The organism is Actinobacillus equuli (assembly GCF_900636745.1).
In the GTDB taxonomy this organism is placed as follows: domain Bacteria; phylum Pseudomonadota; class Gammaproteobacteria; order Enterobacterales; family Pasteurellaceae; genus Actinobacillus; species Actinobacillus equuli.
Genome location: NZ_LR134310.1, coordinates 497,973 through 512,408 on the forward strand (window position 1 = coordinate 497,973; position 14,436 = coordinate 512,408).

At 39.0% G+C, this 14,436-nt stretch carries 14 protein-coding genes; 8 read left to right on the forward strand and 6 right to left on the reverse strand.

Annotated features, from left to right (window positions below):
- Positions 1–16: 16 nt before the first annotated feature.
- The 3 genes from EL121_RS02230 to plsB all read right to left on the reverse strand — a co-directional run bounded on the left by EL121_RS02230 (position 17) and on the right by plsB (position 4,295).
- A complete protein-coding gene (locus EL121_RS02230) occupies positions 17–238 on the reverse strand; it encodes a hypothetical protein (protein ID WP_039197370.1) in 222 nt (73 codons plus the stop codon).
- A 317-nt stretch (positions 239–555) separates the two neighbouring features.
- A complete protein-coding gene (gene purT, locus EL121_RS02235) occupies positions 556–1,737 on the reverse strand; it encodes a formate-dependent phosphoribosylglycinamide formyltransferase (protein WP_039197372.1) in 1,182 nt (393 codons plus the stop codon).
- A 113-nt stretch (positions 1,738–1,850) separates the two neighbouring features.
- Positions 1,851–4,295: a glycerol-3-phosphate 1-O-acyltransferase PlsB gene (gene plsB, locus EL121_RS02240; RefSeq protein WP_039197374.1), complete on the reverse strand. Its 2,445-nt coding sequence runs from the start codon at positions 4,293–4,295 to the stop codon at positions 1,851–1,853.
- A 158-nt stretch (positions 4,296–4,453) separates the two neighbouring features.
- Here plsB and lexA point away from each other — a divergent pair, with 158 nt between their 5' ends.
- From lexA to EL121_RS02280, 8 genes are all read left to right on the forward strand, one after another.
- Positions 4,454–5,089, forward strand: coding sequence for a transcriptional repressor LexA (gene lexA / locus EL121_RS02245; RefSeq protein WP_014991892.1), 636 nt, complete (start codon positions 4,454–4,456; stop codon positions 5,087–5,089).
- Positions 5,090–5,149: 60 nt separating this feature from the next.
- Positions 5,150–5,830 (forward strand): DNA mismatch repair endonuclease MutH, encoded by a 681-nt coding sequence (gene mutH, locus EL121_RS02250; protein ID WP_039197376.1) that lies wholly within the window; start codon positions 5,150–5,152, stop codon positions 5,828–5,830.
- Between the two features lie 85 nt (positions 5,831–5,915).
- Positions 5,916–6,647, forward strand: a complete 732-nt coding sequence (locus EL121_RS02255) for a TerC family protein (protein WP_014991894.1) — start codon at positions 5,916–5,918, stop codon at positions 6,645–6,647.
- 114 nt (positions 6,648–6,761) lie between these two features.
- Positions 6,762–7,799 carry a beta-N-acetylhexosaminidase gene (nagZ, locus tag EL121_RS02260; RefSeq protein WP_039197378.1) on the forward strand — a complete coding sequence of 346 codons (1,038 nt, stop codon included), beginning with the start codon at positions 6,762–6,764 and terminating at the stop codon, positions 7,797–7,799.
- An 81-nt stretch (positions 7,800–7,880) separates the two neighbouring features.
- The gene (gene rlmC / locus EL121_RS02265; protein ID WP_039197379.1) at positions 7,881–9,053 is read left to right on the forward strand and encodes a 23S rRNA (uracil(747)-C(5))-methyltransferase RlmC; all 1,173 of its coding nucleotides are present in this window, start codon (positions 7,881–7,883) and stop codon (positions 9,051–9,053) included.
- Positions 9,054–9,264: 211 nt separating this feature from the next.
- Positions 9,265–10,575: a phosphopyruvate hydratase gene (eno, locus tag EL121_RS02270; RefSeq protein ID WP_014991897.1), complete on the forward strand. Its 1,311-nt coding sequence runs from the start codon at positions 9,265–9,267 to the stop codon at positions 10,573–10,575.
- A 103-nt stretch (positions 10,576–10,678) separates the two neighbouring features.
- On the forward strand, positions 10,679–11,089 hold the full coding sequence (locus EL121_RS02275; protein ID WP_039197380.1) for a DUF2251 domain-containing protein: 411 nt from the start codon (positions 10,679–10,681) through the stop codon (positions 11,087–11,089).
- Positions 11,090–11,387: 298 nt separating this feature from the next.
- Positions 11,388–11,579 carry a hypothetical protein gene (locus EL121_RS02280; RefSeq protein WP_039197381.1) on the forward strand — a complete coding sequence of 64 codons (192 nt, stop codon included), beginning with the start codon at positions 11,388–11,390 and terminating at the stop codon, positions 11,577–11,579.
- A 60-nt stretch (positions 11,580–11,639) separates the two neighbouring features.
- Here the strand turns inward: EL121_RS02280 and recQ are convergent, their stop codons facing one another.
- The 3 genes from recQ to EL121_RS02295 all read right to left on the reverse strand — a co-directional run bounded on the left by recQ (position 11,640) and on the right by EL121_RS02295 (position 14,433).
- Positions 11,640–13,448 carry an ATP-dependent DNA helicase RecQ gene (recQ, locus tag EL121_RS02285; RefSeq protein WP_039197383.1) on the reverse strand — a complete coding sequence of 603 codons (1,809 nt, stop codon included), beginning with the start codon at positions 13,446–13,448 and terminating at the stop codon, positions 11,640–11,642.
- An 84-nt stretch (positions 13,449–13,532) separates the two neighbouring features.
- A complete protein-coding gene (gene cyaY, locus EL121_RS02290; protein WP_039197386.1) occupies positions 13,533–13,838 on the reverse strand; it encodes an iron donor protein CyaY in 306 nt (101 codons plus the stop codon).
- Between the two features lie 28 nt (positions 13,839–13,866).
- Positions 13,867–14,433, reverse strand: coding sequence for a nucleotidyltransferase family protein (locus EL121_RS02295; RefSeq protein ID WP_039197388.1), 567 nt, complete (start codon positions 14,431–14,433; stop codon positions 13,867–13,869).
- Positions 14,434–14,436 lie beyond the last annotated feature (3 nt).

Sequence of the window (14,436 nt, forward strand, 5' to 3'; positions counted from 1 at the left end):
GCCTATTGTTTAGTTATTATAGATCACCATTAAATGAGAATCTGCCTGTAATGATAGATGGGTCTTTTCTAAAAGAATCTGCTTGTTTATGACCAAAATCATTTAAATTCTTTTCTACTTTTTCTGTGACTTTATCTAGATATTTCGAGCCTATATAACTTCCCAAAAAACCGGCAATACCAGCAGCCCAGTGACCACCACTTACATTAACAATTTCTATTTTATTAAGTTCTTTCATAAAATTCTCCTTGTAAAATTATTCAATATTTACGTAGTGGTAAATCTTCAATCTACCACTACGTAAACTATAACACGTTCAAAATTTCACAATACTCTTAGAAAAAATTTTTGCGATCTAAGTCGAAAAAATAAAAATATATTTCTGACTTTTATTCAATTTAATGTATGATAAGGGGTCATTTAAAATCAAAAATATTAAGTAAGTATAATTTAAGTAGCATATACAAAAAAGAGAGATAAATTTGATATCTCTCTTTATAAAGGAATTAGGTAAAATACCAGTAATTTCACTACTGGCATTTTTAACAGAAGGGATTAAAGCTGTACCGCTAATTTCGCATAGGCACGTTCAGCCTTGGCTAAGGCTTTTTCGGTGTTCTCGTCACGAGCTAAGATAACTCCCAAACGGCGGTGACCGTTTACTTCACCTTTACCGAATAAACGAATATTGGTGCCTATTTCTTCCAGTACTTTATCAAGATTGCCGAAAGTCACGTTATTCGACTTACCTTCCACTACAATCGCTTTGGAAGCCGCCGAGCTAATTTGATAAATTTCCGGAATTGGCAAACCTAAAATCGCACGGGCGTGCAAAGCGAACTGTGAAAGCTCTTGAGAAGCCATTGTCACCATTCCCGTATCGTGCGGACGAGGTGAAACTTCGTTAAAGATAATTTCATCGCCACAAACAAACAATTCCACACCAAAAATACCACGTCCGCCTAATGCCGTTGTAATTCGCTCTGCGGTTTCTTGCGCACGTTTTAATGCAAGCTCGGACATCGCTTGCGGTTGCCAAGATTCGCGATAATCACCGTCTTCTTGGCGATGCCCGATTGGTGCTAAGAAAGACGTACCGTTTACATGGCGTACGGTTAGCTGAGTAATTTCATAATCGAATTTAATAAAGCCTTCCACAATCACACGCCCGCCACCGGCACGTCCGCCTTCTTGCGAATAATCCCATGCCTGTTGAATTTGATCCTCAGATTTAATCACTGATTGTCCGTGACCGGATGATGACATAATCGGTTTAACTACACATGGAATACCAATCTCTGCAACTGCTTGTTTAAAATCTTCCAGATTATCTACAAAACGATAGGGCGATGTTTTTAAACCGAGTTCTTCTGCGGCTAAACGGCGAATACCTTCACGGTTCATTGTTAATTGCGTAGCTTTTGCAGTCGGTACAACATTGTAACCTTCTTGCTCTAACTCAACGAGTGTTGCCGTTGCAATCGCTTCAACTTCCGGCACGATAAAATCCGGCTTCTCTTGTTCCACTAATGCACGTAATGCCACTCCATCTAACATGGAGATCGTATAAGCTCTATGCGCCACTTGTTGCGCCGGTGCATTTTCATAGCGATCCACCGCAACTACTTCTACTCCCAGACGTTGTAACTCAATTACAACTTCTTTACCCAATTCTCCCGAACCAAGCATCATTACTTTCGTTGCATTCGGTCTTAATGGCGTGCCAATTGTGGTCATTTTTGATCCTCTTTGATTTAAAGCAAACGTTTGCGTGAATTATATAATAAAAGCGGTAAGATTTTGTAAAAAATTTGCTAAATCTTACCGCTTGTTAAGTGCTAATCGAGTGATTATGCTGATTTATCGTCCGCTTTCTCAAGCTCTTCCGCTTTTTCCATCGCACCTTGAATAGTGAGCTGAATTTCAACCGAAATCAACGTTCTCAGCATTTCCTCCGCTTCCATGACTTTCGCAATGACTGCATTGCCTTGTTCATCAAAGTAACCCTGTGCTTTCAAACTTGCACTAAAAGTTGAGAAAATCGCTTTATCGAAAAACTCAGGTGCATTGATACCATGCAAAATCGAAAGACGTTGTGCGATAGAACGGCTTTCTTTTTCTAACGCATTACGGCTTATTTCCGGTTGCTCTAACAAGACACTTAAGCTGATGTAGTAACGTTGTAAAATTTCACGCACACCTGCCGCATGCAGCTGTAATGCTCTCACACGAGAACGATTAATTTTTAATACGTCACTTTCGTATTTGATAATTTGCTGGCGAGCAAATTCGGTTAAAATCAATTCAACTTGGTGACGCACTTCACTTTCTTCAAAATGAAGGAATAACTCGGCTTTTAAGAACGGGTAAATATGACTTACCGTTTTCATAATCAGATCTTTGGATACCGACTCATGGTGTAAGACGATACTTGCAACCAATGATGGCAGCACAAACAGATGCTGAATGTTATTACGATAATAAGTCATCAACACCGCTGATTCACGATCTAAGCGAATCATTTCACCAAAATTATCTTTCTCACTCACCACACCGGAACGAGGCAGCGTAAGCACGTGTTGTAACATTTCTTCCGCTGATGCTTTCGGGATAGTGATATCCGCCGAATAAGGTACGTTTTTAAATAATTGTAGGTAGCTATCTACTTGCTCAATTAATTGTTCACTTGCTAACGCTCGCTGACGAGAAGCTAACAATACCGAGCCGATCAGATTTTTCGCATTCACCGCAGCCGCATTATTGATATTCACCATAACCTGCTGAGCCACAGCATCAACCGCATCATTTAACCATTTCGGACGAGCATCTTCAGAAGGTGGTTCTTTCCATTCTGGGAAATGCTGATTCAAATAATTGTTTACTTGAATCGGCTCACCGAAATTCACATAACCCTGCCCTAAATTACGTAATTTTTTAATCACACGTAACACTAAGCCGGCATTTTCTTTTTCTTTCTCTGCGCCTCGTAGTTCTTTTGCGTAAGTATCCACTTCAAGCACGTGTTCATAACCGATATAAACCGGCACAATGCTAATCGGGCGAGTCAAACCACGTTGTAGAGCTTGTAATGTCATCGACATCATACCGGTTTTCGGCTCAAGTAAACGCCCGGTACGAGAACGACCGCCTTCGATAAAATATTCTACCGAATAGCCACGATAAAATAACTCTGCCAAATACTCACGGAAAATCGTTGAATATAAGCGGTTACCTTTGAAAGTACGGCGAATAAAGAATGCCCCGCCACGACGGAAAAACGGCCCTGCCGGCCAGAAGTTTAAATTTATACCTGCAGCGATATGTGGCGGCACTAAACCTTGATGGTACAAAATGTATGACAACAATAAATAGTCCATATGACTACGATGACACGGAACATAAACAATCTCATGCCCTTCTAGAGAAAGCTTGCGTACACGATCCGCATTCTGTACGCTAATACCTTGATATAATTTATTCCATAACCAACTTAACACGCGATCCGCCATACGTAGCGTCTCGTGGCTAACATCAGCCGCAATCTCATCTAAGATTTTTTCCGCTTCTTGTTGCGCTTTTTCTTTTGAAATCTTTTTCGATTTCGCTTCGTCTTCAATCGCCTGCACAATTGTCGGCAATTGGATCAGCTTATTAAACATCGCTTGGCGATCAGGCAAACGAGGCCCCATTGCCGAATAACGCTGCTTAGCAAAGTGCATTTTAGCTACACGAGCCAACTTTTGCGCCAAACCTTCTTCCGCATCGTGTTCTGTCACCATATAACGTAAAGATAATGCTTGGGAAAAACGCACGAAATTATCTCGCCCGAACCAAATCATGGCGATGATACGCTGAAAAGTACTCATAAAACGTAGAGATGGTGCTTTTTCTTTGCCCGGAGAACGTCCCCATAACACAGATACCGGCACAAGCTGCACATCTAAATTTTCATCAGCACGATGCAAATCAAGATAACGATAGAAGAGAGATTCAGTCTCGCTTTTTGCTCCTTTCGATTTAAAAAAACGACGACCTTCATCTAAAAAGACATAACGAGGTAAGGACTGACCGTTAATCTCATTATTTTGTAAAGGATCAGGCAAATTAAGCACCTGACAATTCTTTTGTAGAATTAATAAATCCGTTTGAGACGTATAAGGCAATACGTAAATAATAGGTTGCGATAGATTTAATGAAAGCTCGTTCACCGGATCGGTAGGAATAGAACGAGATTTAACCAACAATGAAAGCGGAACATTCAACACTTTCCGATAAAAGTTTAAGAGGCTAGACATTTTAATATCCTTAATTGTTATGGTTTATGCCATCTATATGTATACAAAATATAGTTTACCATAAATTTGTCAGAATTTTCTGAATTTATCTAGTTACAAATAAAAAATTACTGTATATAATGACACAAATTTCTGTATATAAAGACAGTGAGGAAAAAATGTCACGTAAACACTTAACTGCTCGTCAGCAAGAAATCTTTGATTTTGTCAAACACCATATTGAAACCACTGGTATGCCGCCAACACGAGTGGAAATTGCAAGAGAAATCGGTTTCAAATCACCCAATGCGGCAGAAGAACACTTAAAAGCACTAGCGCGTAAGGGTTATATTGAAATGCTTTCCGGTACTTCACGTGGTATTCGCATCTTAGTGAATAATGAAACCGAAGAAGCAGCTAATGATGACGGCTTACCTTTAATTGGAAAAGTAGCAGCGGGTACGCCGATTATGGCGATTGAACACGTTGAGAGCCATTATCCGGTAAACGGTGCAATGTTTAATCCGAATGCGGATTACTTACTTAAAGTAAATGGCAACTCGATGGAAAAAATTGGTATCTTAGACGGTGATTTACTTGCCGTGCATAAAACAAACTTTGCTCGTAACGGTCAGGTTGTTGTCGCACGAGTTGATGATGAAGTTACCGTAAAACGTTTAGAGAAAAAAGGTGATCTCATTTATCTTCATCCAGAAAATGATGAATTAGAACCAATTATTGTTGATCCTCGCATAGAATATATCGAAATCGAAGGGATTGCCGTTGGTGTGATTCGTAATAACGCGTGGATGTAACTCTCAATTATTAGGAGAATGAAGATAAATCATTCTCCTATAAGTCATTAGTATATTCTTATGCAACTTTCCACCTTTTCACATTCCGAAGCCGAATTACTTGAAAAAGCAAATTGGCTTGCCGGTTTTACACTTGGTGAAATCGCCCAGCAATTAAATATGGATGTTCCTCCCGATCTCCTCCGAGATAAAGGTTGGGTCGGGCAATTAATCGAAACGGCTTTAGGCGCAAAAGCCGGCAGCAAGCCGGAACAGGATTTTGCGCATTTAGGGATTGAACTCAAAACTATTCCTATTAATCATAAAGGTTTTCCTCTAGAAACGACCTTTGTCAGTTTAGCGCCGCTGACGCAAAATACCGGTATTACCTGGCAAACCTCACACGTTCGCCACAAATTACAAAAAGTATTATGGATTCCGGTGCAAGGAGAAAGACAAATTCCGGTTGCAGCACGCCATATAGGACAGCCAATTTTATGGACACCTTCATTTGAACAAGAACAACAGTTGAAAAATGACTGGGAAGAATTAATGGAATATATTATTTTTGGGCGTTTAAATGAGATTAATGCCACACTTGGCGAAGTAATGCAATTACGTCCTAAAGGTCGGAATAGTCGATCACTAACGAGTGCAATTAATCAGCAAGGTGAACGAGTCCAATCTTTACCGTTAGGCTTTTATTTACGTAAACAATTTACCGCCGAAATTTTACAGAATTTTTTACGTTCGCCCCTTTAATTTTTACATGACTCTCGCTATGATTAGCGCCTTTTAAATTATAGGTGATAACCTATTAAATCTTTCTCTATTAAAAGGACACTTTATGTTTGATTGGATTGCAAATCCCGAAGCGTGGGTCGCACTCTTAACCCTTACTGGGCTTGAAATCGTATTAGGTATCGATAACATTATTGTTATCAGTATTTTAGTTTCACGTCTCCCGATTCATCAACGCCAATCAGCTCGTATTATTGGTTTAGCATTAGCAATGGGAACACGTATCCTGCTATTACTTTCCCTTGCTTGGATGATGAAATTAGTCGATCCGCTTTTCTCAATTGCGGGTATGCCGATTTCCGGTCGTGATTTAATTCTTTTACTCGGTGGTATTTTCCTTATTGTGAAAAGTGCGATGGAATTGAAAGAATCAATTGCAGGCGAATCACACGAAGAAAAAGAAAATTCGAGTAAAAAAGCCAGCTTTTTGATGATTTTAGTTCAAATTGCTATTTTTGACGTTGTCTTCTCGCTTGACTCGGTAATCACTGCAGTAGCAATGGCAGATGATATTCCGGTGATGGTTATCGCAATCATTATTGCGGTAGCGGTGATGATGCTTGCAGCAAAATCAATTGGTGATTTCGTAGATAATAACCCAACCATTAAAAACCTCGCATTAGCATTCTTAATTTTAATCGGTGTGGTATTAGTCGGCGAAGGCTTTAATATCCATATTCCAAAATCAGCAGTTTACACCGCAATGGGCTTCTCTGTTATTGTGGAATTACTCAATATTAAAATGCGTAAAAATCAAGAAAAACACGCTAAAGCATAATAAATCGGCCCTTGATGAAAATCAGGGGCTTTTTTAATGTAAAATAGCGCATCCTTATTCTATTGCAAGCGGTCACTTTTCCCCCAAATTTTGCAATTATACTCGCGACAAATTATGTTACTGATTGATATAAAAGATAAAGAACTCAGCCAAGAAGAGGTTGAAATCCTTGAACACCCTCTCGTATCCGGCTTGATTTTATTTAGCCGTAATTTTTACGATAAAGCACAACTGGAAGCCTTAGTAAAATCAATTCGCCAACGGGTAAAAAAACCGTTATTGATTACTGTTGATCAAGAAGGTGGCCGAGTGCAGCGTTTCCGTGAAGGCTTTACTAAATTGCCGGCAATGCAAGCGTTTCATACACTTGCAAAAAATCCGCAAGAATCGACCGCTTTAGCCCAGCAGACCGGTTGGCTAATGGCTGCTGAAATGTTCGCCTTAGATATTGATCTAAGTTTTGCACCAGTCTTAGATTTAGGCCATCAGTGTAAAGCTATTGGCGATCGTTCGTTTGGCGAAAATCCGGATATGATTCTGCCGATAGCCGAAGCGTTTATTGACGGCATGAGAGAAATGGGAATGGCGACGACCGGTAAACATTTCCCCGGTCACGGACACGTATTAGCCGATTCGCATCTAGAAACACCTTTTGATGATCGTCCGAAAGAATTGATTTTCAACCACGATATTTTGCCGTTTAAACAGCTCATTTCAAAAGGCAAACTGTCTGCAATTATGCCAGCTCACGTGATTTATACACAATGTGACAGCCAACCGGCAAGCGGTTCGGAATATTGGCTAAAGCAAGTATTACGTAGTCAACTTAATTTTAACGGTGTGATTTTTTCCGATGATTTAGGCATGAAAGGTGCCAGTTTTATGGGCAATTTTGTCGAAAGATCGGAGAAAGCAATTCACGCAGGTTGTGACTTACTACTACTCTGTAATGAGCCGGAAGGTGTTATTCAAGTGTTGGACGGTTTAAAATATCAACCGAGCAAAGCCCAAACTGAACGCCATATTTCATTGATGAAACGTAAAACAGTAAGTTGGAACGAGCTTGAAGCAAGTCCTCGTTATCAGCAAGCACAGCAACGTTTAACCGCATTACAAAACGAATGGCTTGAATACAAAGCACAGCACTGCTAATCAATAATTTATTTTTTTAGGGCATAAATCATATTTTATGCCCTAACAAACTACTAAAAATATCCCTATTCTTTTAACAAAATGATATTAAATTGCCCGCATTTTCAACAGCAACATTGTACTTCATGTCAGTGGTTAGAAAAGCCATATTCTACGCAGCTTATGGATAAAGAAGCTAATCTTAAGCGGTTAATTTCGCCTTTTATTTTGCAAAAATTCACTGAAATCTTACCGCCTGTTCAATCTTCACAAAAACAGTTTCGTAATAAAGCGAAAATGGTGGTATCCGGCAGTGTCGAGCGTCCAATTTTAGGCATTTTAAAAGATCAAACCGATCCGCAAAGTGGTATCGATCTATGTGATTGTCCACTCTATCCGACTGAATTTGAAGCGCTTTTTCCGATTCTTAAAGATTTTATCGCCCGAGCTGGACTCGTGCCTTATAACATTTCGAAAAAGAAAGGCGAATTGAAGTATATTTTGATCACGCAAAGCCAATATAACCAATCTGTTATGTTGCGCTTTGTGCTCAGAAGTGAGCAAAAACGACTGCTTGTTGAACGTGAATTGCCAAATTTATTAGCTAAACTGCCGAAAGATTCTATCGTTAGCTTAAATATCCAGCCGCAACATGCTGCGATTTTAGAGGGCGAAACCGAAATCTTCCTCACAGAAAGAACCACGATTGAAGAAAATTTTAACGGCATTCCGTTATTTATTCGTCCACAAGGTTTCTTCCAAACCAATCCGAATGTTGCAAGCCAGCTTTATGCCACAGCGCAAAACTGGATAAAAGAACTACCGATTCAACAATTTTGGGATCTGTTCTGCGGTGTCGGAGGCTTTGGTTTGCATTGCGCAAAAGCGCTACAAGAGAAGAATGAGAATGTACAATTAACCGGTATTGAGATTTCAGCTTCTGCGATTGCCAGTGCAACGAAATCCGCCGAGCAACTACAACTTAAACATGTAACATTCGCTTCGCTTGACTCGGCACAATTTGCGCTGAACGAGAAAGGTGCAACACCGGATCTTGTGATAGTGAATCCGCCTCGCCGTGGTATTGGAAAACCGCTTGCGGAGTTTTTAAACCAATTGGGTACACCTTATTTAATTTATTCAAGCTGTAATGCCCAAACAATGGCGAAAGATTTTGAAGCATTAAGCAATTATTCACTCCAAAAGGTGCAATTATTCGATATGTTTCCACATACTTCGCATTATGAAGTGCTCACTTTTCTCATAAAAAAATAAGCTTTTTCTCCTACCTTAATATTGGTAGGAGTTTATATTTTTAGCAAAATTTAGGTATAATTGGATAACTTTAGTTTCATTTATCCGTATTCGATCAAAGAAGCGCTAGATTTTGTGAGCTAAATCACTTTTTTACAAGACAAAAGCGTAAAATATCTTTACTATATTATTATTCTTTTTTTCATTAACTCTCAATTAGAGGATATTAACAATGGCTAAAATCGTTAAAGTAATTGGTCGTGAAATCATCGACTCACGTGGTAACCCAACTGTTGAAGCAGAAGTTCACTTAGAAGGTGGCTTCGTAGGTTTAGCAGCTGCTCCATCTGGTGCATCTACAGGTTCACGTGAAGCATTAGAATTACGTGATGGCGATAAATCACGTTTCTTAGGTAAAGGTGTATTAAAAGCTGTTTCAGCAGTAAACAATGAAATTGCTAACGCATTAGTTGGTAAAGAAGGTACTGCACAGGCTGAAATCGACCAAATCATGATCGATTTAGACGGTACAGACAACAAATCTAAATTCGGTGCAAACGCAATCTTAGCGGTTTCTTTAGCAACAGCTAAAGCAGCAGCAGCGTCTAAAGGTTTACCATTATATGCTTACATCGCTGAATTAAACGGTACTCCGGGCGTATACTCAATGCCATTACCAATGATGAACATCATCAACGGCGGTGAGCACGCTGACAACAACGTTGATATCCAAGAATTCATGATTCAACCGGTTGGCGCTTCTACATTAAAAGAAGCTCTTCGTATCGGTGCGGAAGTATTCCACAACTTAGCGAAAGTATTAAAATCTAAAGGTTTAAATACAGCTGTTGGTGACGAAGGTGGTTTCGCTCCAAACTTAGCGTCAAACGCAGATGCTTTAGCATGTATCAAAGAAGCAGTTGAAAAAGCAGGTTATGTTTTAGGTAAAGACGTAACTTTAGCGATGGACTGTGCATCATCTGAGTTCTATGACAAAGAACGTAACGTATACGATATGAAAGGTGAAGGCAAAACATTCACTTCTCAAGAGTTTACTCACTACTTAGAAGGTTTATGTAAAGAGTACCCAATCGTATCTATCGAAGACGGTCAAGATGAATCAGACTGGGAAGGTTTCGCATACCAAACTAAAGTTTTAGGTGACAAAGTTCAATTAGTTGGTGACGACTTATTCGTAACTAACACTCGTATCTTAAAAGAAGGTATCGAGAAAGGTATCGCAAACTCAATCTTAATTAAATTCAACCAAATCGGTTCTTTAACTGAAACTTTAGCAGCAATCAAAATGGCTAAAGATGCTGGTTATACAGCGGTTATCTCACACCGTTCAGGTGAAACTGAAGATGCAACAATTGCTGATTTAGCGGTTGGTACAGCTGCAGGTCAAATCAAAACAGGTTCTATGAGCCGTTCAGACCGTGTTGCTAAATACAACCAATTAATCCGTATCGAAGAAGCATTAGCTGCAGCAGGTACACCAGCACCATTTAACGGTCGTAAAGAAGTTAAAGGTCAAGCGTAATCTTATTTGATTAGCAAAAAATGCCACAGAAATTTCTGTGGCATTTTTGTATTCTAAGCAAGTATAAAGCCAAAATAGACAATTCAATTAAAAAGGAAAAACAATGCTATATTCTGTTTTAACTGACCAATTACTTATCGGGCAAGGTTATCGTAATGGAGCGCATTCAACAAAATATGAACACCTGGTTGTCATGTTCGAAGATGATGGTGAAACAGGTTATTTTTATGCGATGGATCTGCATCAGACAGAAAATCCAGTAGTGGATAGCTTATTTGTTTATAGTAAATCAGACATTGAAGAAAAGACCTTAATGGAACCTCGTCGCTTAGAAATTTGTTGGTCTGAAAATGGCTATCAAGCCTTTTTACTAATTAATGGCTATCCGCACGCTGCTTTCGATTTTAGCCAATTTGTCGGCTATAACCACACGAAATTCCCTCAACCGGAATTAGGTAGCATGTGGGTACATAAAGAAACAAATGCTGAATTAGTTGAGAAATGGCTTGGGTAATTGAGTACCTGACTAAGCTTATTTACTGTTTAATAAATAGATCTTGATTTAAAGTGAACTGAACCCTTTTTATAGAGAGTTTCGTTCACTTTTTATTTCAATAAGCATTACATTTCAGAAAAATTATTTAGAATACTGACGTATATACAAAGAGAGCTGACAAGTTAAAATGTTTAAATAATATACTTGACTCTATAACAACCCCTGCGTAAAATTTACGCATCAAATATAGTTATTGATAATTGTTATCAAGTTTATATTTGATATTTTATGTATAAAAATTTATTAGGAGTTCATTATGAAAAAATTAGTTCTTGCAACACTAGCAACTGTTACTTTACTTTCTGCAACGACTAGCGCTTATGCGGCTAACTTCCCAGGCGCTTGTACTCGTGAATATGATCCAACACCTTACATTACTAAAGAAGGTAAATTGGTATACGCTCCAAACCAATGTATCGCAGACTTATGGGCTGCTCAAGGCAAATAATTTGAATTGATAAGCTGCACTTAATTTCACTTTGAGCTCACGTGATTTTAAGTGCAGTTTTTATTTGCGGCTATTACAGTGTTCTTGAATCAGGCTTAGAAAAGCACCACCGAAACGTTCCAGTTTACGTTCTCCTACCCCATTAATATCCAACATTTCCATTTCACTAAGCGGTAAAAATTCCGCCATTTCTTGCAAAGTTGCATCATTGAATACCACATAAGGTGGGATATTTTCTTTATCGGCAATTTGTTTACGTAGAAAACGTAGACGAGCAAATAAGTCTTTATCATAACGAACCGAAGTCTGTTTCTGTACATAAGCCGTTGCCGAGAACGTTAAGCGAGGCATTGCTAATTCAAGTTTTTTCTCTGAACGCAACACCGGGCGAGCCTCTTCTGTGAGCTGTAATGCCGAATGATTAACAATATTTTGGCGAATTAGACCGAGGTGAATCAGTTGACGAATAATACTTAGCCAATAATCTTGGCTTTGCTCTTTACCGATGCCGTACACCGAAAGCTGATCATGATTAAACTGGCGAATTTTTTGATTATTTAAACCTCGTAATACACCAATCACATGATGCGCACCAAAAGTTTGACCGGTACGATAAATCACCGACATTACTTTTTGCGCATCCAATGTCCCATCATATTTACGAGGCGGATCCAAACAGATATCGCAATTTTTACAAGGCTCTTGGCGTGATTCACCAAAATAGTTCAACAGAACTAAACGGCGACAGGTTTGTGATTCGGCAAAGGCGCCGATCGCTTGTAATTTATGTTGTTTTATATCGCGCTGCTCACTTTCCGGTTCTTCCAATAGCACTTTTTGCAGCCACGCATAATCGGCAGGATCATAAAATAATACCGCTTCAGAGGGTAAATCATCACGTCCTGCACGCCCGGTTTCTTGATAGTAAGATTCGATACTGCGCGGCAAATCGAAATGCACGACAAAACGCACGTTCGATTTATTAATCCCCATCCCAAAAGCAATAGTAGCAACCACAACTTGAATATTATCTCGCTGAAACGCATTTTGAACCGTTTCACGTTGCTGAACTGACATGCCTGCGTGATAACCCATCACCGAAATTTTACGTGCCGCAAGTTTCTCGGTAATTTCTTCCACTTTTTTACGGCTATTACAATAAACTATACCGCTCTTGCCCTGTTGCTTACTGATAAACTTTGCCAACTGCTCCATTGGCTTAAATTTCTCTTGTACCGTATAGCGAATATTCGGGCGATCAAAACTGCCTAAATAAGTATGCGGTACTTTTAAGCGTAAGTGTTGCAGAATATCGTGACGAGTTGTTGGATCTGCGGTTGCCGTCAATGCCATAAGAGGCACATTCGGAAAGGTATCACGTAGATTGCCTAATAAAGTATATTCCGGGCGAAAATCATGTCCCCACTGCGAAACACAATGCGCTTCATCAACGGCAATTAGGCTAATTTTGCATAACGAAATAAAATGGAAAAAGCCTTGGGTCATCACTTTTTCCGGCGAGAGATAAAGTAATTTTAGCTGACCGGAAAGTGCTTTCTGCTCAACTTCTTGTTGTTCTTCAAACGTTTGAGTGGAGTTTAGGAAACCGGCTTCAATACCATTCGTAAGTAGCTGATCGACCTGATCTTTCATCAAGGAAATCAGCGGAGAAATCACTAGCGTAATACCGTCTAAGCAAAGTGCAGGCACTTGATAACAAAGCGACTTACCGCCGCCGGTGGTCATAATCACAAGGCAATCTCTTCCCGCCAAAACCGAATCGATCACCTCTTGTTGTCCGTGACGAAAAGATTGATAACCGAAGACATTATTTAATACATCTTTGGCAGCAGTTTGAGATAATTGCATTGTGATTCCAATAAGATAAGCTAAAAAGGAAATAGACAAGCGGTCAAATTTGCAAAACTTTTTACAAAAACGACCGCTTATTAATTAAAAGCTGATTTGTTCACCGTGACGCGCGAAGGCTTCTTCAAGATGCGTCCAGAAAGAGCGTCCTTCTGCAGTAACCCATTCACCATCACGGTAAGCGAAATGAAAGCCACCTAATTTGCTAGCAAGCCATAACTCTAACATCGCTTCTTGTTTATTGATGACAATTTGTGATTCATCATCAAAAGTTAATGTACATACTGCACCTTGAATTTCAGTATCGACACTTAAACCTTCATCATCAATTTTTTCTTCGATTTGTTGCCATACTTGTTCAATTTTTTGGTGAAATTCTGCTACGTTCATTTTTTCCTCATTAAGATCTATATACTTGCTAAATATTTTTTACAAAATTACGTTTATATTTAATATGGCTCTGAATATTCTTTTCTGCATCCTTTTTATCCCAAACTTGTAGTTCCCAAGGATAATAAAAGTTACTGGCATTTTTAAAGTAAATATGAATTCCTACATATTCTTCTTTATCTCTCAAATACCAATTTTTTAAACCATATTTATCTTTCCAATCGTCTAAACGTTCCATAATCTCTGCGATTTCTTCACTGGAAACGATTATCCTCGCACCAAAAATGTCATTCATAATGCTATTAACCGGGTAGCCTTCGCTACGAGACTCAAAACGTTTGATCTTATCTAAAATAGATTCCGAGGCTTTTACTCGATAAAAATAAGGAATATCGTATAAATCCGCACGGAATAAATAATCATTGATAGATTCGTGTAAATTTAAACGGTAAGATAAAATATGCTCTGTCGGCACTTTAGCAAGCGTATGTTTTAAGTTTACTTTTGCAACTTTACCCGTTTCAAAATAATCTTCGGAAAAAGCTAAATGCAGCTTATTTATTTCAACAATTAAACGCTCAATTTTTTCTAACATAAC